Annotated in this window: 20 protein-coding genes and 1 pseudogene; 15 read left to right on the top strand and 6 right to left on the bottom strand. The window is 36.6% G+C overall.

The window, feature by feature from the left end; translation table 11 throughout:
• Window positions 1-2: 2 nt before the first annotated feature.
• The 6 genes from pheT (at window position 3) to VXN63_RS04600 (ending at window position 7,187) form a co-directional block, all read left to right on the top strand.
• A complete protein-coding gene (gene pheT, locus VXN63_RS04625) occupies window positions 3-2,420 on the top strand; it encodes a phenylalanine--tRNA ligase subunit beta (protein WP_327756805.1) in 2,418 nt (805 codons plus the stop codon).
• 282 nt (window positions 2,421-2,702) lie between these two features.
• On the top strand, window positions 2,703-2,969 hold the full coding sequence (locus VXN63_RS04620; RefSeq protein ID WP_327756804.1) for a cell division protein ZapA: 267 nt from the start codon (window positions 2,703-2,705) through the stop codon (window positions 2,967-2,969).
• Window positions 2,970-3,010: 41 nt separating this feature from the next.
• A complete protein-coding gene (locus tag VXN63_RS04615) occupies window positions 3,011-3,586 on the top strand; it encodes a CvpA family protein (protein WP_327756803.1) in 576 nt (191 codons plus the stop codon).
• 130 nt (window positions 3,587-3,716) lie between these two features.
• The gene (locus VXN63_RS04610; protein ID WP_327756802.1) at window positions 3,717-6,092 is read left to right on the top strand and encodes an endonuclease MutS2; all 2,376 of its coding nucleotides are present in this window, start codon (window positions 3,717-3,719) and stop codon (window positions 6,090-6,092) included.
• Window positions 6,093-6,211: 119 nt separating this feature from the next.
• The gene (gene trxA / locus VXN63_RS04605) at window positions 6,212-6,523 is read left to right on the top strand and encodes a thioredoxin (RefSeq protein ID WP_327756801.1); all 312 of its coding nucleotides are present in this window, start codon (window positions 6,212-6,214) and stop codon (window positions 6,521-6,523) included.
• A gap of 379 nt (window positions 6,524-6,902) precedes the next feature.
• Window positions 6,903-7,187 (top strand): hypothetical protein, encoded by a 285-nt coding sequence (locus VXN63_RS04600; protein WP_327756800.1) that lies wholly within the window; start codon window positions 6,903-6,905, stop codon window positions 7,185-7,187.
• Between the two features lie 159 nt (window positions 7,188-7,346).
• Here VXN63_RS04600 and VXN63_RS04595 read toward each other — a convergent pair whose 3' ends face one another.
• Window positions 7,347-7,769, bottom strand: a complete 423-nt coding sequence (locus VXN63_RS04595) for a DUF2507 domain-containing protein (protein ID WP_327756799.1) — start codon at window positions 7,767-7,769, stop codon at window positions 7,347-7,349.
• Between the two features lie 288 nt (window positions 7,770-8,057).
• Here VXN63_RS04595 and racE point away from each other — a divergent pair, with 288 nt between their 5' ends.
• The 4 genes and pseudogenes from racE (at window position 8,058) to cbpB (ending at window position 10,761) form a co-directional block, all read left to right on the top strand.
• Window positions 8,058-8,897: a glutamate racemase gene (gene racE, locus VXN63_RS04590; protein WP_327756798.1), complete on the top strand. Its 840-nt coding sequence runs from the start codon at window positions 8,058-8,060 to the stop codon at window positions 8,895-8,897.
• Between the two features lie 4 nt (window positions 8,898-8,901).
• Window positions 8,902-9,498: pseudogene (locus VXN63_RS04585) on the top strand (XTP/dITP diphosphatase); the annotation flags it as partial.
• Between the two features lie 17 nt (window positions 9,499-9,515).
• The gene (locus VXN63_RS04580; RefSeq protein ID WP_327756796.1) at window positions 9,516-10,028 is read left to right on the top strand and encodes a metallophosphoesterase family protein; all 513 of its coding nucleotides are present in this window, start codon (window positions 9,516-9,518) and stop codon (window positions 10,026-10,028) included.
• Between the two features lie 247 nt (window positions 10,029-10,275).
• Window positions 10,276-10,761, top strand: a complete 486-nt coding sequence (gene cbpB, locus VXN63_RS04575) for a cyclic-di-AMP-binding protein CbpB (RefSeq protein ID WP_327756795.1) — start codon at window positions 10,276-10,278, stop codon at window positions 10,759-10,761.
• Window positions 10,762-10,799: 38 nt separating this feature from the next.
• On the opposite strand, the gene VXN63_RS04570 is transcribed toward cbpB, so the two are convergent.
• The gene (locus tag VXN63_RS04570; protein ID WP_327756794.1) at window positions 10,800-11,696 is read right to left on the bottom strand and encodes a mechanosensitive ion channel family protein; all 897 of its coding nucleotides are present in this window, start codon (window positions 11,694-11,696) and stop codon (window positions 10,800-10,802) included.
• 208 nt (window positions 11,697-11,904) lie between these two features.
• Window positions 11,905-12,471: a hypothetical protein gene (locus VXN63_RS04565; protein ID WP_327756793.1), complete on the bottom strand. Its 567-nt coding sequence runs from the start codon at window positions 12,469-12,471 to the stop codon at window positions 11,905-11,907.
• Window positions 12,472-12,672: 201 nt separating this feature from the next.
• On the opposite strand from VXN63_RS04565, the gene VXN63_RS04560 reads away from it, so the two are divergent.
• The 3 genes from VXN63_RS04560 (at window position 12,673) to VXN63_RS04550 (ending at window position 14,320) form a co-directional block, all read left to right on the top strand.
• Window positions 12,673-13,071 (top strand): DUF948 domain-containing protein, encoded by a 399-nt coding sequence (locus VXN63_RS04560; protein ID WP_225743588.1) that lies wholly within the window; start codon window positions 12,673-12,675, stop codon window positions 13,069-13,071.
• A gap of 87 nt (window positions 13,072-13,158) precedes the next feature.
• Complete coding sequence (locus tag VXN63_RS04555; RefSeq protein WP_327756792.1) at window positions 13,159-13,728, top strand: YtxH domain-containing protein; 570 nt, start codon at window positions 13,159-13,161, stop codon at window positions 13,726-13,728.
• Window positions 13,729-13,822: 94 nt separating this feature from the next.
• Window positions 13,823-14,320, top strand: coding sequence for a DUF421 domain-containing protein (locus VXN63_RS04550; RefSeq protein WP_327756791.1), 498 nt, complete (start codon window positions 13,823-13,825; stop codon window positions 14,318-14,320).
• Between the two features lie 98 nt (window positions 14,321-14,418).
• On the opposite strand, the gene VXN63_RS04545 is transcribed toward VXN63_RS04550, so the two are convergent.
• On the bottom strand, window positions 14,419-15,510 hold the full coding sequence (locus VXN63_RS04545) for a M24 family metallopeptidase (RefSeq protein ID WP_327756790.1): 1,092 nt from the start codon (window positions 15,508-15,510) through the stop codon (window positions 14,419-14,421).
• Window positions 15,511-15,759: 249 nt separating this feature from the next.
• Between VXN63_RS04545 and ccpA the strand changes: the two genes are divergently transcribed.
• Window positions 15,760-16,767 carry a catabolite control protein A gene (ccpA, locus tag VXN63_RS04540; RefSeq protein WP_327756789.1) on the top strand — a complete coding sequence of 336 codons (1,008 nt, stop codon included), beginning with the start codon at window positions 15,760-15,762 and terminating at the stop codon, window positions 16,765-16,767.
• A gap of 41 nt (window positions 16,768-16,808) precedes the next feature.
• On the opposite strand, the gene VXN63_RS04535 is transcribed toward ccpA, so the two are convergent.
• Both VXN63_RS04535 and trhO read right to left on the bottom strand, forming a co-directional pair.
• The gene (locus tag VXN63_RS04535; RefSeq protein WP_327756788.1) at window positions 16,809-19,604 is read right to left on the bottom strand and encodes a transglycosylase domain-containing protein; all 2,796 of its coding nucleotides are present in this window, start codon (window positions 19,602-19,604) and stop codon (window positions 16,809-16,811) included.
• Between the two features lie 225 nt (window positions 19,605-19,829).
• Window positions 19,830-20,795, bottom strand: a complete 966-nt coding sequence (trhO, locus tag VXN63_RS04530; protein ID WP_327756787.1) for an oxygen-dependent tRNA uridine(34) hydroxylase TrhO — start codon at window positions 20,793-20,795, stop codon at window positions 19,830-19,832.
• Between the two features lie 298 nt (window positions 20,796-21,093).
• On the opposite strand from trhO, the gene VXN63_RS04525 reads away from it, so the two are divergent.
• Window positions 21,094-22,683 (top strand): C40 family peptidase, encoded by a 1,590-nt coding sequence (locus VXN63_RS04525; protein ID WP_327756786.1) that lies wholly within the window; start codon window positions 21,094-21,096, stop codon window positions 22,681-22,683.
• The last annotated feature ends 27 nt before the right edge of the window (window positions 22,684-22,710 follow it).

Raw genomic sequence — 22,710 nt, 5'->3', positions numbered from 1 at the left:
AAATGAAAGTATCATACAACTGGTTATCAGATTATTTGAATTTAGAAAACACAACGCCTGAAAAGCTTGCTGACCAGATTACGTTGACTGGTATTGAAGTGGATAGTCTCATCGAAATGGGCAAAGGCTTAAAAAATATTGTAGTCGGAGAAGTAAAATCTATTGAAAAAATGGAAGATTCCGATCACTTAAACATCACACAAGTAGATGTTGGCGAATCAGAACTGTTCCAAATCGTTTGTGGGGCTCCTAACGTAGATAAAGGCCAGAAAGTCATCGTGGCTCTACCTGGCGCAAGACTTCCAGGGAATTTTAAAATCAAAAAAAGTAAGTTAAGAGGGCATGTCTCAAACGGTATGTTATGTGCGCTTGATGAACTAGGATTTTCAGATTCAGTCATTCCCAAGTATGCAGAAGATGGTTTATATCTTTTGCCAGGAACTGCTGTCGTTGGTGAAAATGCGTTAACTTATCTTGGACTAGACGATGTGTTGATTGACTTAGATATTACACCGAACAGGGCCGATGCAATGAGTATGCGTGGAGTAGCGTTTGAAGCCGGTGCAATCTTGTCTCAAGAACCGACTTTTGAAAATATTCAGGTCACAGAAGATCCATCGAGTTCGATAGAGGAATGGATCAGTGTTTCTGTTGAAGATCCAAAAGATACACCTTATTATAAATCGCGTATCGTAACGAATCTTAAGGTTACCCAAAGTCCTTTATGGTTACAACGCAGACTTATGAGCGCTGGGATTCGTCCAATCGATTCTGTCGTCGATGTTACGAACTATATTATGTTGGAATACGGACAACCGTTGCATGCTTTTGATTACGATTTATTGGATTCCAAAGAAGTCCATGTAAGAAGAGCGCAAAGTGATGAAGCCATGACAACACTTGATGGACAAGAAAGAGTATTAACAACTGAGAATCTAGTCGTGACAAATGGAAGTAAACCTGTTGCACTAGCAGGAGTTATGGGTGGACAAAACACACACGTAACTGGAACAACTCGTACAGTTCTTATAGAATCAGCAGTTTTTGAATCTTCTTTAATCCGTAAAACGGCTCAATCATTGAACCTTCGTAGTGAATCGAGTTCAAGATTTGAACGTGGATTGAATCTAGGCACCATTCAAGATGCTTTGGACCATGCAGCGGTTTTAATGGCAGAAATTAGTAAGGGTACAATCATTTCTGGAGTAGCTGAAGCAAACGATCAACAGGCAACTGAAAAAGAAGTTTCAATCACTGTTACAAAAATTAATCATGCATTAGGAACGGCTCTTTCCCTTGAAGAAGTAGCTTCAATCTTCACAAGGTTACAATTTGAATATAGATTGATTGAAGATCAGTTTATTGTAACAGTACCATTGAGAAGATGGGATATTTCGATTGAAGCAGATCTTCTTGAAGAAGTGGCACGTATTTATGGGTATAACAAAATTCCTTCAACACTACCCGTGATGGAATCTACTCCAGGAGAATTAACGGACAAACAGCGTCTGACGCGTTACGTACGTAGATACCTTGAAGGGAGTGGGCTGGCTCAAACAATCAGTTATGCACTAACGACTCCTGAAAAAGCAGCAAGATTTAGTTTGAAACCTTCTAACACAACAGAACTGGATTGGCCAATGAGTGAAGAACACAAGTCCCTAAGACTGAGCTTAATTAGTGGTCTAATTGATAATGCGGCGTACAACTCGGCACGTCAGACTAAAAACAGTGCTTTATATGAAGTAGGACATGTATTCTACGAAAACAACTCTTCTGCATTGCCTACTGAGGAAGAACATGTAGCAGGTCTGATTACAGGATCTTTATCTGAAAATACGTGGCAGTCAAAAGCGCAAGCTGTAGACTTCTTTACTTTGAAAGGAATTGTAGAAGAATTACTTGAGTCTATTGGATTCAGTGAAAAAATTTCCTTCACAGCTATTAAAACCTTAGAAGACTTCCATCCTGGAAGAACAGCTGAGATTCGTATCGGAAATGATGTGATAGGTGTTATTGGACAAATCCATCCACTCATTGCACAAAAATTTGATTTAGAAGATACTTTCGTGTTCGAAATGAGCATTGAAGCACTTGTTCAGTCTGGCAAAGATCCCGTTCGCTATCAGACGATTCCAAAATATCCAGGAACTTCTCGTGATATTGCCTTGCTTGTTCAAGATACAGTGACACACAATCAGGTTATTGCAACGATTGAGTCAAACGGTGGTAAATGGCTGAGAAACATCCAGTTATTTGATCTTTACCAAGGAGAACATATCCGAGAAGGTCAGAAATCCTTAGGATATTCACTATCTTATCTGAATCCTGAAGCAACTTTAAAAGAAGATGAAGTGAACCAAGACTTTGAAAAAGTAAAAGCAGCACTTGTTCAAGAATTGGATGCTGAAATACGTTAAAATAAGATACGTGGATACAACTAAGTTCTGAAACAACGTGGCCTTTTACGTTTTGTAAAGTGAACGAATCCTATCAAAGCGATTAGGTGATCCTGAAATTCAGGATTACTTGATCGCTTTTTGGCTTCGAATAAGTAGTGAAAAGTCATTAAAGAGATGAATGGAATTTAGAAATATCAAAAATAATGAAGAGCTTAAAGAGGTAAATAATAAGCAATTGGTGCAAGTTCTTTTTTTTCATGTTATTATAATAAGGAATTTGCATATCTAGGAGGCAGGTCTATGCCTGAAGAAAAGAGAAGGTTCAAAGCTAACATTGCTGGCGAAACGTATACGATCGTAGGGCCACGCTCAGAGCAGCATATGAAAACCGTTGCTCAGACAGTGGACGAACAGATGAACCAATTGAAAGAAATGACTAAAGGTCTAGATCCGGAGAAGAGAGCTATGTTAATGGCAATCAATGCTGTTTCAGATCAACTCGAGATGAAGAAGAAAATAGTGAAGCTCGAAGAAAGAATAAATGAATTGGAAAATGAACGTTCATGACTTAACTTGATCGTTTAGCCATTAAGGAGAGCAAAAGTACCATGGTATTCACTCTAATTATAGTGTTTTTATTACTCATAGCGCTCTACAGCGGAGCAAGAAGAGGACTAATTTTACAATTAGTTTTAACAATCGGATACTCTATATCCTTTTATGTTGCATTACAGTACTACCAGGAAGTCAGTGAATTTGTAAGAATGCTCGTGCCTTACCCGAGTCCAGTTTCAGCCACAGATAATCCTTTTGTCTTATACGGAAGAGAGATTACCTTTAATTTAGATCAAGGTTTTTATAATGGTGTTGGCTTTATAGGAATCTTGATTATCGGTTGGATCGCAACACGCTTCATCGGTGGTCTACTAAATTTCATTTCAGAGATTCCATTGTTAAAACAGCTGAATGCCATCGGTGGCGCAATCATCGGATTGCTCGTCCAATACGTTGGGATTTTTCTAGTGTTATTCTTATTGTCTACTGTACCAGTAGGTTGGATTCAAAATCAGTTTGAATCAAGTGCAATCGCAAAGAAAATTGTATCTGATACGCCAGAATTATCTTCTAATATCTACGAGTGGTGGATCCAAGAAGGTTTAAGAGAAGACGGTATAACTGAATAATTTTAAAATGAACGAGCATCAGACGACAAATATAATGGTGTTGATCTGGTATACGTAGGCTGAAATGCGCGTATCCAGCAACACTTTTTTTGTCGGTACCTGTTAATACGAATTAGAGAGGCTTGATAGAATGAAGATGAAAATCGAAAAATCATTCAAAACGTTGGATTTTCCTAAAGTGATGAATCAACTATCAACTCATGCAGTTTCAAGTTTAGGAAAAGAGAAAATCCTGGCACTTTCTCCTTCATCAGATTATGAAGAAGTGAAAACAAGACAAGAAGAGACTGATGATGGTGTTAGAATACTGAAAATGCGTGGGGGTATCCCATTATCACCATTCTTGGATATCAGACCACATTTGAAGCGTGCGAATATCGGTGCTGCATTGAATGGCCAAGAGATTGCTCAAATCGGTAAAGTGATCCGGAGTGTAAGAGAAATCAGCCAATTCTTTACCCAATTAAAAGAAGACGAAATAGAATTAAATCAGCTTTACAAAGTCAGTAATCAATTTGTCTCACTCAGACCGCTTGAGAGAACCATTTATTCGGTTGTAGATGAAGGTGGATACGTACTAGATGACGCAAGTACGAAATTAAGAGGGATTAGAACGGCTATCAAACAAACTGAAAACAGAGTACGTCAGAAGCTTGAGAGTATTGTTAGAGGAAGTCAGGCAAGATTTCTAACAGATGCGATCATTACTATGCGAAACGACCGTTACGTGATTCCAGTGAAGCATGAGAACAAATCGACCTTTGGTGGTGTTGTACATGACCAAAGTTCAACTGGACAAACGCTCTTCATAGAACCACAAAGTGTTGTAGATTTGAATAATCGTCTGAAACAATACCAAAGTGAAGAGCGTAGTGAAGTCGAAAGAATTCTAGCTGAACTAACAAACGAAATTATGCCGCACACTGTTGAGATCGAACAGAACATGACGGTTCTGATTTTACTGGATTTTGTGAATGCTAAAGCGAAGTATGCACGGGAAATCAAAGGAATCAGACCACTGATCAGTAAAGAGAATCATGTCTCCTTTATTCAGGCAAGACACCCTTTACTAGAAGAAAGTGACGTTGTAGCAAATGACTTGATTCTAGGTGAACAGTATAAAACAATGATCATCACCGGACCGAATACAGGAGGAAAAACTGTTGCCTTAAAAACACTTGGCTTACTTCAATTGATGGGACAATCTGGATTGCAGATTCCTGTGGAAGAGGAAAGTGTCATGGGCGTTTTTTCAAGTGTATTTGCAGATATTGGTGATGAACAGTCGATTGAACAGAGTTTATCGACGTTCTCATCCCATATGACGAATATTGTCAATATATTAAGTAAGATTGATGAAAACAGTTTGATCTTACTAGATGAACTGGGAGCTGGTACAGATCCTCAAGAAGGTGCTGCTCTAGCAATCGCAATGCTTGATGCAATCGCTGCTAAAGGTAGCTATGTACTGATTACTTCACACTATCCGGAGTTAAAAGCTTATGGGTATAATCGTCCTCAGACGATCAACGCCAGTATGGAGTTTGATGTTCAGACTTTGAGTCCTACGTATCGTTTATTAATAGGAATACCAGGACGAAGTAACGCATTTGAAATTGCTAAGCGATTAGGGCTTGAAGAAACCATTATCGAATCAGCTAGACAATTGATGAGTGGTGAAAGTCAGAGTGTTGATGAGATGATTCAGGATCTAGAAACAAAAAGAAAACAAGCAGACCAAGCAACGATATCTACTAAAGAAGAACTGAAAAATGCCCATAAGATTCACGAGGAGCTGAAGACGGCATTCAAAGATTATGAGATTGAAAAAGATAATCTTAAGAAGAAAGCTGAATCAGAAGCCAATAAAATTATTGAACGTGCTCAAAAAGATGCTAATGAAATTATAGATAATTTGAGACAGAGACAGCTTGAAGGACAAGCCGGTGCAAATGTCAAAGAGCACGAATTCATAGATGCTCAGACGAAACTAGCTAACTTGAAGACAGAAGAAGCGGCATTACAGAAAAATAAAGTGCTTCAGAAACAAAAGCGCAAAAAAGAACTGAAACCAGGAGACTCTGTTCAAGTAGAATCTTTAGGTCAAAAAGGTATTGTGATTGAAAAATCCGGTAACAAGCAATGGGTCGTGCAGATGGGCATGTTGAAGATGAAGCTGAACGAAAGTGACCTTACGCAGACTCAAGCTGAAAAAGAACCGAAACAAGCACGTGCTTCATTGAAATCTTACTCTATGGGATCTGTATCTACAGAAATAGACTTAAGAGGAGAAAGAGTGGAGTCAGCTATAAACCGTTTAGATCAATATCTTGATCAAGCTATTTTGTCTAACTATCCTAAAGTAACGATCATTCACGGGATGGGGACTGGTGCAGTCAGAAAAGCCGTTCAAGATTATTTAAAAAAACATTCTCAAGTAAAAACATATGCTGATGCTCCAGCGAATCAAGGTGGTAGCGGTGCTACGAATGTAACGTTTAAATAAATTTATGACAAAATCAGCAAAAACAGCTTAAAGATTAGATTTTTTATCTAATCTTTGGTATACTGTTTTTGTTGCAATAAAAACTTACTTTTTATTAGTAAGACTAGGAGGATATCATTATGGTTAAAGAATTAACAGATAATACTTTTGAAGAACAAACAGACGCAGGATTAACATTAGTTGATTTCTGGGCAACTTGGTGTGGACCTTGTCGTATGCAATCACCAGTTATCGATCAATTAGATGAAGAGTCAGCAGGAGACGTTTCATATTATAAAATGGACGTTGATGCAAACCCTGAAACGCCAGGTAAATTTGGAATTATGAGTATCCCAACGCTATTAGTTAAAAAAGATGGAGAAGTTGTGGAGAAATTAATTGGTTATCACAGTAAAGAACAAATTGAGTCTGCACTTGCTAAACACAAGTAAAACTTAAGAGAGATACTGAGAAACAGTCCTTATTTAATCTGCTGATATAAAGGGTCGCTAGTTGTACTAGTACTCTTTACAGTGAAATTAAATAACGGACTGTTTTTTTAGTGCTAAAGTATCACTATTTATTGGGTTTTAAATGTGTCGGCTTTTCAACAGCTAAATAACAAATATCATCTAATTCGTCCAATGGGTATCAATTTTAAAAGATTTGAGCTAAAATAATTTTAACGATATATAATTAAGAAGATTTGTTTAAGATCACTCGGGTTGTAACAATGTTAATATAGTCCGATTGAAATTGAAATGAATTATTCTTCGAAAGCAAGAAATGCCTATTATATGTCCACTTAAGGAAGAAACGGAGTGAGCAATAATGACCCAAAACAGAACCCTTAAGACTGAACTGGAAGATGCTTTAAAATATGGGTATGTCGTTGAGTGCAAAGACAGAACCGTACATCTTACAGTAGAAGCAAGAGATGTTTTCCGTAACGCCGATGATGAGATTGATTGTCCTTTGGATGTCGTGTTGAGAAAGAATGATTTTTCCTTACAAGATTTGATGTCTTGGAATGCTAGAATTGTCAGATTTGTCCGATTCGATGAAGAGGGTACTGAAATCACTCTAAACAGCGTAAGTCTAAATGTAAATTTGTAGAACTTGATTGAAAACTGAATAGTAAACTAATCAAGAGTTTTTGAAAATTTAGCTAATCTTTTAGCTTGATTTTTGAACGCTTTTTTTTGTATAAAAATAAGACAATCCAAAACTGAGTAATATTTTGACTCAGAAAGAATTGACTTATCATCACTATCATTACAAAATAGGTTCTTTTGGATCCGTTTGGATATGCAAATAAGCTTGTTTCTTTTTAGGTTTAACTTCAAAAATCGCTTCAGTGAAAAGCTGATGAATATCTTGAAGTTGCTGTGCTAAAAATCCTGCTTCAAGCGAGAATGAAACAGACGCATCTTTACGTAGTCTAGCTTCTATAATTTCTCCCGATAATACATACTCACGCGTTTGTTTTTTTTCACTAACAAAGGTTAATTCTCCAAAGCCATTTTCCTCAAATTTTAAAAATAGAGACGCTTCATCTTCGGAAGGATTTTTGCGGGCAAGTTCTTTTCCTGCCCAATATAAGATGTCATTTATGTCATTACCCAAAAGATTTGGAAGCAATTGATCTCTTAATAGAGTAATTGCCTGAAACTGCTGTTCATTGTTTTGTTCTGTCAAAATTAACTCACCTCAAACATTTACTATTCTTATCTAAACTATTATAACGCAGATGCGCTATCTTTTCTAACAAAATTAAAAGCTAATCACCTAAATGAGTGAAGGTTATCTCATTAAGATTTTATAATGAATATAATTTCTATACGACGTTCTACTTGCGATTTTTGTGTAAAAGAGGGAAAATATAGTGTATTATAAAGTTGACCTGAGCAATAAGTTTAGGTCAAGAACATAACGATACTAGGTAAACTGACTTATCAAAGTATGGTTTAAGAAGGTTGTCAGAAAATGATAAAACAAGCGATAGGGTTACTTGATTCAGGTGTTGGTGGACTCACTGTCATGAAAGAAGCGATGAAACAATTGCCGAATGAATCTTTTTATTATATAGGAGATACTGCCAGGTGTCCCTATGGTCCAAGACCAGAAGAACAGGTTAAAGAATTTACTTGGGATCTTACAAAGTTCTTACTAGAAAAAAACATCAAAATGCTTATTATAGCTTGTAATACAGCTACCGCAGCTGCACTAACAGAATTGAAAAAAGAATTGGATATTCCTGTAATCGGTGTGATTTTGCCGGGTAGTAGAGCTGCGATCAAAACTACAAAACTTAATCGAATTGGTGTCATTGGTACTGAAGGAACGATACGTTCGGGCGAATACAAAAAGGCCATAACTAAAAAACTAGCAAATACAGAAGTATTTAGTGAAGCTTGTCCAAAATTCGTACCTTTGATAGAAAGTAACCAGTTTAGTAGCTCGATTGCCAAAAAGGTCGTTACAGAAAGTCTCCAAGATCTAAGAAGGAAAAAAGTGGATACACTCGTGTTAGGTTGCACACATTACCCTTTATTAAGACCACTGATTCAAAACGTTATGGGAGACTCGGTTACGTTGATTGATTCTGGTGCTGAAACGGTTAATGAAGTCAGCGTGCTATTAGATTATTATGATATGGCCGAAGAAAAGTCAGACCATCCTAATGAACGTAAATTTTATACTACCGGTTCTGTGAATATGTTCAAAGACATTGCATCGGAATGGTTAGAATTAAACGAATGTTCAGTAGAACATGTCTCTATTAATAGATTGAAAGGAACTAAATTAAAACATGACTCAAGATAAACAGAACTATATTGTAATCGCAACAGAAAACAAAGGTAAAGCTGCAGAATTCAAATCTATATTTGAAAAAAGAGGACTCGAAATTCGGACATTACATGATTATCCAGATCTTGAAAGTGTTGAAGAAACTGGAGAGACCTTTGCGGAGAATGCTTTATTAAAAGCAGAAAGTATTTCTAAAGCACTGGGAACAATGGTCCTTTCGGATGACTCAGGCCTAAAAGTAGATATTCTTCATGGACAGCCAGGAATCTATTCTGCTAGATTTGCGGGAGAAGATAAGAACGATGCTCGAAATAACGCAAAACTATTAGGTGAGTTGGCTGAAATGCCTGAAAGAGAAAGAACAGCTCAATTTCACTGTACGCTAGCATTAGCAGCACCAGATAAAGAAAGTTTAACAATAGAAGCAGAATTAGAAGGTAGAATACTCGGTATTCCTAGAGGAAACAATGGATTTGGCTACGATTCATTGTTTTATGTACCAGAAAAAGACAAAACGCTTGGTGAGTTATCAGAAGCCGAAAAAAATGAAATCAGTCACAGAGCACTTGCAGTTAAGAAATTAGAAAAAGTTCTAACAGAATGGATATCAAATTAACTTAAGGAGCAGACTCAATGAGGATATTAGCAGTAAGTGATAATCACGGAGATCGTTATTTTATGGAAGAAATTTTATCAATTTATTCAGAACAAGTAGAAATTTGGGTTCATTGCGGAGATTCAGAATTTGATGAAGAAAATCCGTTGTGGCAGAATTATCATACTGTTAAAGGAAATATGGATAGAACAGATGCTTTCCCAGAGACAAGAGTAGAAACCTTTTATAACCAGAAGCTACTTATCGCACATGGTCACTTACACAATGTTAAGACCTCTTTTGAGGCATTAAAACGAGAAGCACAAAAAGAAGATGTGAAACTTGTATTTTATGGCCATACGCATATACCTAGAGTAGATGAGGAAGAAGGTATCTACTTCATTAACCCGGGGAGTTTAACTCAACCAAGAGGCCCTATCAATAAAGGTAGTTACGCAATAGTAGACATGGACGGGAAAACTGGAGAAGTCACTTATTACGATACCGATCATAATAAGCTAGACCAGTTATCCAAAAAAATCACTCTATAGCTTTTGAGTCTAAGTATTGAATTTAGAGAGGGTAGATCTGTCTACTCTCTTTTTCTGTGCTGAAATCTATTGAATGAAACAGAGCTAAATACAATTTTTGCAGTAAATCAATACTTTTAGATAAGATAAGTTAAGTTTGTTAAAAAAGAATCTAAGAATCTTCTCTTATTTCTAGATAAAGTTAGTGTATCTACAAAGAAGGTAGTAAAATAGTAAAAGGATAATAACGTTTACAAGGAGTGAAATTATGATCGGTGAGAAAATCAAATCCTTATTAATTGATCAGGATAACCAGCTAGTAAAACCGGCAGAACAAGTTGCTGTCGTAGGAACAAAGAATCGATTAAACCACGCTTTACTTATTCTGACAACAGACAAATATGCGGTCGTACCAGTATTAGATGAAAAGTCTAGAATGAAAGGGCTCGTTTCTATGCCATCCATCATGCATGCCATAATGGACATAGAAGATGTTCATTTCGAAAAGCTTGGAGAAATCATGGTAGAAGAAATCATGGAGAAAGATTTTCCATTTGTTTACGAAGATTTTGAATTAGAAAATGTGCTGCATATGTTAGTAAATCATGCGTTTATTACAGTAATCGATGAAGAGAAAACTTTTAAAGGAATCATTACTAGAAGTGAAATTTTGAAAGGTACGAATCGTATCGCCCATGAATTTGAGCGTATGTATAATGTAACAGAAAAAAGCAAAACGGAAACACAAAAATAGAAAAAATGGACGAATCGGTTATCGATTCGTCCATTTTTTTATTGAGAAGCTAAATCCATATTGATTTTCGGAAGATCGATGCCTTCTTTTGAAAGAGCATCCACATATTTTTCATAAAATGTATTTCGAATCGCAAATTCTGTACCCGCTTTGGTATACATAATGATCTGGACAGCAGTTTGGCCAGAACCTACAGGCACGAAAGAAATGTTCGTCGGCTTAACAGTGATCTCTTCATATTGAGGAATGAATTTAGTATTCACATCTTCAATGATGGTTCTAACGTGATCAAGATTGGTATTCGGAAATAACCTGATTTCAAGCATAACCCTCATGTCGGCTCTTGAACGGTTACTGATTACTGTGATGGCACGGTTAGGAATAAAGTGGATCGTTCCATCAAAATCTTTCAATTTCGTCGTTTTAAGATTCACATCTTCTACAACGCCCATGATATCGTTGATTTTGACTACATCACCAACATCTAGTTGTTTTTCAAGTAAAATCATAAAGCCATTAACGATATCTGATACAAATCCTTGAGCACCAAGAGAGAGTGCTAAACCAATAACTCCGGCTCCGGCTACTAAAGTACCAACAGGAATACCCATCAATTCTAGTATTGCATAAATTAAAAAGAAGTAGAGTATTGAATTATATAAATTTTTACTTAGCTTATAGAGAGTATTGTATCGATTGGGTACAGTATGTTTCTCCTTAATATACTTTTTAAAGACAGTTTCAATCACTACACTGCCGATTTTTTTTAAGATGAAAAATAATATGACACTGAATAGAATCTTCAGTAAAAGAAGAACTCCGTTAACCATAATAGTATCCCATTCAATATCGTTCCAAATCTTGCTAAATCCTTTGAGTTGATCATCAATTCCTTTTTCAATTCCTTTTACCGGATCACTTGTTGCTAAAAACATTTAAAAACTCCTTTAACATGGTATTCCTTTGCTTACAAACAATAGAATGATTGTACCAAAGTTTCAAATGTTTTTCCATTGATTATAGAAAGTAAAATTTACTTAGTATCTAAATATAAAGCGATATAAGTTTCTCTATTTTCAGACTCGTTTTTTGGAAAATCATCATTGATTTCTAAGACCATAATTCCTCCTGAACTCCAAGCAATTAATGGGAGTTACCAGATATTAATTCCACTGGTTCTTCAGAGACGTAATATGCTGAAGCTAAGCTATCTTCAAAGTTTATTGAAGTACCAAGTGACTCACTTGATTTAATTCCCATTCCTGATAAGTTTATTTGAGTATGAATCTCATCAAATTTCAAACTAATTTCTTCGTCAGATTCTGAATTACTAGTTATTGCATAATCAATTTTACCATTAAGATCAGTATCACCTTCGATAGTAAGTGTACCCAATTTAGTATCTTCAACCATTTCGCCGTTATGATATTGAGCCAATCTAAAACCAATTTCAGATCCTTTAAAGTTTACTTCATAGCTTCCATACTGATGACTTAATAAACTCAAAGAGTTATGTTCTTGATTAACCGCTCGAATATGTCCATCAGGTAGTCCACTGATCTTATCGTTATTAAAAGGCCAGTAGTTCATATAATTTATGTAAAAAGTAGCTAAAACAACGAATAGTACTGTTAAAGTACCGGTAATACTATAAAATACTTTCTTATTGAATCGCTTTCTTTTTTTGGAAGTTGGATCTGCTTTTTGCATGTTTTCACTCCTTTTATGTTTGTTTAATATAGACAATTATAAACCAATCGTGCTCTTTTGTATCGACTCTTTTAAACAAAAACGTTTATTTAATACTAGGCATTTTGTGCCTGTATGGAAATTAACAATCTTACTATTTGCTTTTTAGATTTGGAGAGTGGTATTCTTATTTTGTAATCAAAAAAGGAAAGAGGGATAGTTATGACAGGTGGAGAAATCGCTGCTTTGATTGCCGCTGTAGCATTTGCTGTTCTGGTATTAGGACTTTGTTACGTATTATTCAAAGTAGCAAGCGTTGTATCAGAATTAAATACGACAATTGAAGAAGCCAATAAAAGTATTGGAACGATCACTAAGGATGCAGATCATTTACTGATCGAAGTTGAGGGATTGTTAAATAAAACAAATACAACTCTTAACGACGTGAATGGTAAGTTAAGTCTTACAGATCCAGTATTCAAAGCAGTAGGAGATTTAGGAATTTCGGTTTCTAGCTTGAACGATTCTACAAGAAATTTAACAACTCATCTAGCTGGCGCATCTAAGCGTGGAGCAAAAATGGGTGTAGCGAAAAAAGTCAGTAATACCATAGCTAAATAATTGTGATCTAATAATCTAGACGATGGTTAGGGATCTCAATACACAAATTTTGTTATAGAATAGAATTTAGAAGGAGAGCATATAATCATGGGAAAACAAGATAGATCAGAAGGATTTTTACTAGGAACAATCGTTGGAGCAGCAATTGCAGGAGTAAGTGCATTATTATTTGCACCAAAATCTGGTAAAGAGCTTCGCGAAGACTTAACTCAACAAACTGACCGTGCTAAAAGCCAAGTAAAAGATTATGCAGATATTGCAAAAGAAAAAGGCATGGATTTAAAAGATACTGCTCAAAAAACTGGTACTGAGTATGTTGAGAACGCTAAAAAAACGTATGAACAAGTAGCTGATTCATATGGTAAAAATAAAGATCAAAACAAAAGTACTTTAGACGATATAAAAAATGAAGCTTCTTCTATGGCAGAAAATGCTAAAGACACCATCAAAGGTGGTAAAGAAGAATCTGAAGAATCTGATAAGTACAATTCAAATGTTGAAGGTGCAGAGTCACGTACGATGTCATTTGACTATGATGAAAAGAAAATGTCTGATAGCGAAAGCAAAGGACAGAAATCTGCAAATACAAGTACTGAACAAACAAAAGAAAATGGTAACGACGATAAAGAGACAACAAATACTAACGTAGGGATCTAATCAATAAAAACTTAGTATTAAAAGAGATGCACGCAATACTATGTGCGTCTCTTTTTTCTGTATATGAAACGTTAAATAAGAAGGGGTGAAAAATATGACACTAGAAGAATTTACTAGATTACTACTAGTCGGAATTTGTTTCTATGTTTTAATGATAATTGTTTTACGGATATCAGGTAAGCGCACATTGTCGAAAATGAATGCTTTTGACTTTGTTGTTACTGTTGCATTAGGGTCTACTGTTTCAAGTCTTCTAATCAACAACCAAACGAATCTTTGGCAAGGAGTCACTACGTTCTTTTTACTAGTTGGCCTGCAGTTCATTTCAACTTGGCTATCTGTTCGCTCCGAAACAGTCAATAACTTATTGAAATCAAAACCAACACTAATTTATTATGATGATCAATACGATAACAGACAAATGAAAAAAGAAAGAATTTCTAAATCTGAAATATTACAAGCCGTACGTTCACAAGGTGTAGATTCAATGGAATCCGTATCTGCAGTTATACTGGAAACTGATGGAAAGATTTCAGTTCTCAAAAAAAATACAGAAGATACGGTTAAAGATACACTATCGAATGTAAAATAATATAAAAAGAAGCACACTCCTACTTTATCAAGTATGTTACCTGACAAAGTAGGAGCGTGCTTTGTATTGAAGATTCAAGTCTCGATTTCGTTTTTTGACTATATTGTGATTAGATTTTTATTCGTACGAGTAAAAGGGATGCAACCGTCAGCTGTTACATAGATGCAGTCTTCAATACGAACACCAATCTGATTTTCAATATAAATACCGGGTTCTAGAGAAAAGCACATGCCTTCTTCAACAACCATTGTAGATCCTTTAGATAAACTAGGGTATTCATGAACGGTTTTACCTAAACCGTGTCCTAAACGATGCGTGAAGAAATCACCATAACCCGCTTCTTCAATAATAGAACGTGCTATTTCATCTAATTCTCCAGTAGTAATGCCAGGTTTGACAGCAGCTTGAGCGGCTTTTTGAGCAGATAAAACAACTTCATAAATATCTTTTTGTTCTTGAGAAACGGACTTGAATGCTACCGTACGTGTTACATCACTTGTATATCCTTCGGCAACGACGCCCAAATCAAACAACACGAATTCATGCTCTTTCAAGGTTCTTTCACCAGGATTACCATGAGGACTACCTGCATGATCGCCGAATAAAACCATCGTTTGAAAGCTCATCTCAGAAATGCCACGCTTTTTCATTTCGTATTCAATTTCCGCTACGACTTCCTGCTCGCTAATTCCAACCTTCAAGGCATTCATACCAATTTCTAATGCCTTGTCTGCCATTTTTCCAGCATATTTCATTTTATTGATTTCATCTGTAGTTTTAATCAGTTGTATACCTTGAATAGCAGAAGAAATATCCATCGTTTCAGCAGCATTTGTACTATGCATTAAGTAATTGTAGCGTTCCACCGTTAAACTGTTTTCAATGATCCCCATTTTTTTAATTGGCTGATCATACGAAGACAAGTGAGATTCAATCACTGACCAAGGATTTTCTTCATCTTTATAGCTAACAATGGTTTCGATAGAAGAAAGAGTTTCAGCGTCTTTAGCTTCTAAATTAGGAGTGAAAAGAAAATCTTTGTCATTCACTAAAAATAATGCAAGCACGCGTTCATGAGGATCGCTTTCAAATCCAGTAAAGTACCCTACAAGATTAGGTTCATCTATATAGATCAAGTCGAGTTCTAGTTCAGTCATTTTAGTTTTCAATTTTTGCATCGGCTGATTCATAAAATACATCGTCTCCTACATATTAGTTGATATTTCCATTGTAACATGATTATAATGAGAGGACATAATAAATAAAGTAAGCCTTTTCTGAAAAAAGTTGAGAAAATTTCATGAAAATAGTATATTTGTTCTTGAAATCTCTTTCATGCTTTGCTAAAGTTATAAATAGATAGAATGGTATACTTTGCGCATGATGTGTAAACGACTTAAAAAATCTTATAAAAACTAAGAAACTAAAAGGAGAAAACGATGGATAAACAAACAATTACAATTTATGACGTAGCTAGAGAAGCTGGAGTATCTATGGCAACAGTATCTCGAGTAGTTAATGGTAATCCTAATGTAAAACCTACAACTAGAAAAAAAGTGTTGGATGTTATTGACCGCTTAGACTACAGACCCAATGCAGTGGCCAGAGGATTAGCTAGTAAGAAAACAACAACGGTGGGCGTTATTATTCCAGACGTTACAAATCTTTACTTTTCTTCCTTAGCTAGAGGAATTGATGATATCGCGACAATGTATAAATACAATATTATCCTAGCGAATTCAGATGAGAACGAACAAAAAGAAGTTCAAGTACTGAATACACTTCTTGCTAAACAAGTTGATGGTGTTATTTTCATGGGAAATAAAATTACTGAAGAATTACGAGCAGAATTTTCTCGTTCTCGTACACCAGTTGTTTTAGCCGGAACAGTTGATCCAGACGGCCAAGTTGGTAGCGTGAATATTGATTACAAATCAGCGACTAAAGAGAGCGTTTCAACTTTGATTGAAAGAGGACATAAAAAAGTATCTTTCATATCTGAAAGCCATGATGAACCGATTAATGGTCAATACCGTCTCGAAGGATATAAAGAAGCCTTGAAAGAAGCAGGCATCGAGTATGATGAAGAGTTGGTTGTCCAATCTGAATACACCTATAAAGTTGGAGATGCGGTTTACGAACAAATTTCAAAAGCAGGTGCTACAGCTGCTGTAGTGGCAGATGATGAATTAGCAGTTGGGGTTTTGAATGCAGCTCTTGATAGAAACGTAAATGTTCCAGAAGATTTTGAATTGATTACTTCGAATAATTCTAAATTAACAGACATGACACGCCCTAAATTAAGTACGATTGTTCAGCCTCTATATGATATTGGGGCAGTATCTATGCGCCTATTAACTAAATTGATGAACAAAGAAGAAGTGGATGAAAAGACCATTACACTTCCTTTCCACATCGCAGATAAAGGAACAACTAAAGAAGATTAACACATAAAAAAGACTTGAGGATTTTTCCTCAAGTCTTTTTTTTACTCTGTTTCTGGTTCGTCAGTTGGAGCTTCTGAGTCAGGTGACTCTTCTTCTGATGGAGGAGTTTCTGGTGGTTCTTCCTCACCATCATCTGGCTCTTGAGGCGGGGCCGTTCCGCCGTTTTCTTCATCTGAATTGTCTGGTTCTTCTTCAGGCTCTTCGGGAACCGTCGTTTCTTCATTATTTTCATTAGGCTCTTCGGTTTCTGTGTTTTCTTCAGGATTTGGTTCAGGTTCTGTTTCTGGTTCTACCTCTTGTTCCGGTTCAGCTGTTTCCGGTGGTTCTTGACTTTCTTGCTCTTGAGGTTCTGGATCCGGTTCCGATTCTTCTGAAGGTACAGATTCGTTTGTTTCATTCGTATTCGGAGCAGGGGAAGGGTCCTCATCTTCATCCGAGCTATTTGTGTCATCTTCTGTGTTATCTGATCCTGCAGATCCCCAGAACTCACTTAATTCTTCATCAGTAGCACCAATTGCAAAATCATAAGTGGTCGTTTGAGGCAGGTGGGCAGTGTTAAAATACTCAGTGAAGGTTTCACCAGATATAGAACGTGTGCCGCCACCAGGAAGGTCAACTGTACCAGGTAACATACCTGTTTGGCTAAGAACAGATTGTTGAACAATGTTTTCTGGTTGAGCATACTGTTCACCAGCGCCTAATAGTTCTGGTTTTGTCTCATAAACGCGATTAACGACTTTAGCCCAGAAGTTTCGATTTCTTAAACTTGCGGATTGTCCAAACTCGTCAATTAAACCAACGACTTTATTATCATAACCAATCCATGTTCCAAATGTGATTCTAGGTGTACTACCGATATACCAGATATCATCGACTTTATCAGACGTACCCGATGTACCCGTTTTAGAAATCCAGTCGGAATCAAAATTCAGTTGACTAATTGTTCCTCTAGCTGTTCCATCAGTATGAACATCTCTTAAAATGTCTAATAAAAGATAATTGGTTTGAGGACTCCATACTTGTGTTTCTTCAGTTTGATGCTGGAATATAGCTTCGCCAGAACTATCTTCAATCTTTTCAATTACATAAGGGTCTACGTGGGTTCCGTTATTGGCAATACTTGAAAAAGCACTAATCAAATCTACTGGTGCCGGTCCATTACTTACACCACCAATAGCAGTAGAAAGGTTCTGACTATAAGCATCAGCGGGAATTTCATCGATACCCATTCTATTCATATATTCAACTGGGTTAACCTGTTCTCTTAATTCATTGTAAATCTTAAGTGTAGGAATATTTTGAGAAATCGTTAAAGCTTCTCTAGCAGTCATCCAGCGATTGGTTATAGGACCAGCATTGGTTGGTTCGTAATCCTCGCTTCCTGGAATAGGGAAGGTAACAGGAGTATCTGGAATAATTGTAGCGGGCGTTATCAACCCAACGTCTAATGCAGGTCCAAAAGTAGCGAGCGGTTTAATGATGGAACCAGGACTTCGATCTGCTTCAAATGCTCGATTATATACTGATGAATCGTAATCACGCCCGCCTATAAAGGAAAGAACTTTTCCAGTAGCGTTATCAATCAACGATCCACTAACTTGTATTGGCATAGTCGCAGTTTGCGTAACATCGTCAGCATCCACGTAGGTATAAGTTCTTTCAGATCCTAATGTATCAACTTGCTCAGCTACAACTTGTTCCACTGCTTGATGAACGTCACGGTCAATGGTTGTATAAACCTTATAACCACCATTTCTCAATGCAGACTCAGCACGGTCATTATACTCGTCTCTTAAATTTTCATCAGCTGCTAATGTTTCAGCGCTGACTTCATCTTGCTTAATAAATTCTTGAGCGAGAATCTTAGTAGATTCTTTAATGGCTAGATCATAAACATAAGAGATTTCATCACCATCGTTAGCTTCTTTTTGGATAAAGTCTTGTGTAACATCATAGTTGATTGCTTCGTTATATTCATCTTCATTGATATAGCCCTCGCGGAACATACGGAACAGCACTTCATTTAATCGTCTTAGTCCGTAAGTTTGGTCCTCTTTGAGATCTCCTGTTTGAGTGTACGGACTATAGCTAATTGGACTTTGTGGTAACCCAGCAATAAATGCAGCTTGCGGAAGGGTCAGATCAGAGGCTGGAATACCAAAAATACCTCGAGCGGCTTCTTGAACACCTGCAATATTTTGACCTTTGTTATTACGACCAAATGGAGAAATATTCAAGTAAGCTTGCAAGATATCATCTTTTGACAAAGCATTCTCAAGTCTCATGGCGAGCAAAATCTCATTGGCTTTTCTGGAGTGAGAAACTTCGCTTCCTACAAGTTGTTGTTTAATAAGCTGCTGAGTAAGGGTAGAACCACCCGAACTTGAAGCACTATTTGTTAAATCTTGTACGAGTGCTCTGGCAACGGCTTTGGGAACAATTCCATTATGCTCATAGAAGTATTCATCTTCAGTTGCAATGATGGCATCTTTTACATAAGTAGACATTTGATCCAAATCAATTGACGTACGAATTAAATCGCTTCGAACATCACTGATCACCTCACCACCCGCATAATACATGGTGGATTTTATAACGAAGTCATCGATTTGAGACTCCATTTCACTATATTCAGGAATTTCGCTGTCATCTACAAGTGAAGCAAAATATCCAATAGCTGCACCGGTTCCGAGAGAACCTCCAATCAATAGAGTGACAAAAAATAGTACGACAAGGGTCTTGATAACTCGATAAGAGATATCAAAGTAATAAAAAAATCCTTGCTTTGAAGAAGTCTCTTCTGTTTTTTCTTTATTTTTATGTTCAGATCGCTTCATTTCGGACTCCTTTGTATATAATAATAAACAATGTATGGCTTGCTACATTATAGCAAATAGGGGAAAAAAGTGAAACTAGTACGATATATCGAGGCATAGACTCTAATGATGAAATTTCTAAAAAGGGAATGTGCGTTCGATATTGTTTATAAAAACAATCCTTTAACAATAGGCATACTGAAAATAATCAGGCAGTCTGTTGATAAAGGATTGTTCGAATAACTTTTAGACAGTTTCGGGTAACTTTTCTCCAATTGCAGTAAGTTTTTCTGCAACTTCTTCTCGGCTTAGATTATGCTCTTTTACATAACGGTTCTCAGGTGAGATACGACAGTCATGCGTGCATCCTCTAAGGTATTTGTCTTCATTGTCTTCAGAAGAAATGATTTGACGGTTACAGAATGGATTGCCACAGTTGATGTAACGTTCGCAAGGTGTGTTGTCAAACCAGTCTCTAGCAATCACCGTTTTTTCTTTACGGTTAATTTCTACACTGATTCTTTCATCAAATACGTACATTTTACCATCCCAAAGCTCACCTTGAGTTTCAGGGTTTGTACCGTAGTTATGAATACCACCATGAAGTTGGGCTACATCCTTAAAGCCTTCTTTGAGTAACCAGCCACTAAATTTCTCACAGCGAACACCACCAGTACAGTAGGTGACAACTTTTTTATCCATAAACTTTTCTTTATTCTCTTTGATCCATTCAGGCAATTCTCTGAAACTCTTGATATCTGGACGAATAGCACCTCTAAAATGACCTAGATCGAATTCATAGTCGTTACGAGCATCTAATACGATGGTATTTTCGTCTTCTAGTGCAGCACGAAACTCTTGAGGCTCTAAGTATGCTCCAGTAAGTTCGTTAGGGTTCAAATCATCTTCCCCAAGATCAAGAGAAACGATTTCAGGTCGATAGCGGACATGCATCTTTTTGAAACTGTGCCCATCTGCTTCATCGATCTTAAACATTGTATCCTCAAAGCGACTATCTGAACGCATAGCTTCCATATACTGTTCTGTTTCCTGGATAGTTCCAGAAACTGTTCCATTGATACCTTCTTCTGAAACCAGAATACGTCCTTTCAGGTTTAGGCTTTTACATAATTCGAGATGTTGATCTCTAAATTGTTCTGGATTTTCTATATCTACATATTTGTAATAAAGTAATACACGGTAATTACTCATATTTGTTCCTCCTTGATGAACATTTATAGCCAGTCTGACTAACATTCTTAAACATTAAAATTATACATGATGGGGAATCAAATTGCAAGAAACAGTCAATAGAGTAATTAGAGATAGTCAAAAAGAAATTTAAGTGTAATATGATTGAAATCTAATTATCTTAAAAGAATGCTATACTCTCTTTAGTCCTCATAAAAGAGGAACGGATAAATTGAATCTCGAAACAAAATAAATTTTAAATTAACTTAAACCTAAATTCAAAAAATCGAAACAGTACTTTCTTGGAGGGAAGCAAATAGTGAAAAGCAAATTAGTATTATTCTCAGCAACGACTACTTTATTATTAAGCTCTATGATCTCAGCTCCAATCGTATCAGCAAGTGAATTTGATGGTCAAATCGACGAAGCGCAGACTCAAGTAGAAGAAAATGGACAACAAGTTGATTCATTAAATCAGACAATTGATGTTTTGAAAGCACAATCTGAAAAAACTCAAGCTGAATTAACAAAAATTGATAATGATATCTCTACTAATCAAACGTTTATCAAAGAAGCCGTAACACGTCTTGAGCAAGCACAAGTTGAATATGATACTTTACAAGAAGAAATCGCAACGCTTGAAACATTGATTGAAAAGAGAAACGGTCAGTTAGAAGAACAAGCACGTAAAATTCAAGTAGATGGTCAAACAGCAAATTACATAGAATTTGTTTTAGACTCTGAATCTATCTCTGACGTAATTGGACGTATTGACGTTGTATCAAATCTTGTACAATCAAATAAAAGACTTGTAGAAGCACAAGTTAGAGATAAAGAAGCGGTTGTAACGAAGCAAGATAAAACTGAACAAACAATCGTTCAACAAAATGCTTTAGCTGAAGAACTTGAGCAAGTTTCTGCAGATTTAGAGCAACAACAATTAGAGCAAGAAGTTCTAGTTGCTCAATTAGCATCAGAAAAAGCAACAGCAGAATCAGATCGTACAGAATTCTTAGCTCAAAAAGCAGCAGCAGAAGAGCAAGTTGTTCAATTAGTTACTGCAAGAGATGAAGCAGCAAAAGCAGCTCAAGAAGCAGCGGAACAACGTCAACGTGAAGAAGAAGAGGCTGCAGCACTTGCAGTAGCTGAAGCAGCGGCAGCGCAACAAGCCCAAGAAGAAGAAACAGCAGCAGCTCAAGAAGTATCGACTTCATCTTCAAATGAATCTATTGAGAATACAGAAGTAGCTTCAAATGAACCAGCATCTTCACCAGCTCCTAGTGCACCGGCACAAAACAATACGCCAGCGCCAAGTGTAAGCTCAAGTGAACCAGCTGTTTCTACTTCAAGTAGCAACAACTCTAGCAACAACAGTTCAAGTAACTCTAATTCAAGCAATAATAATAGTTCAAGTAACACTTCTAGTTCAAGTAACGAATCTAGTAGTAATACAAATAACCAACCGGCAGCAGCTCCTGCTCCCGCTAAAAAAGAAGAACCTAAAAAACAAGAAGCACCTAAAAAAGAAACAGCTCCAGAACCTAAAGCAAGTGGTACGTCTTGGAGTTCACTTAAATCTATTGCAGATACTAAGCTAGGCGCTAAGTATGACTGGGGATCTAAAGGACCAAACACCTTTGACTGTTCAGGATTTACTAGCTGGGTATTCCGTCAAGCTGGAAAATCTATTCCTGGTAATTCAGGTGCGCAATACGCTAATTCTCAAAAAGTAAAAAACCCTCAAGCCGGAGACTTAGTATTCTTTGGTACTGGTGGTAGAGTTACTCACGTAGGTATCTATGCTGGAGGCGGACAATTTGTTGGCGCTCAAACTAGTTCTGGTGTTGCTTATACAAGCGTAAACTCTAGTTACTGGGGACCTAAATTAATTGGTTACGGTAGATATTAATTCAAAATAGTAAAATTAAAAGCAGTG

Source organism: Marinilactibacillus sp. XAAS-LB27, from assembly GCF_036039175.1.
Lineage (GTDB): Bacteria > Bacillota > Bacilli > Lactobacillales > Carnobacteriaceae_A > Marinilactibacillus.
This window is presented reverse-complemented; position numbering and strand designations above follow the sequence as displayed.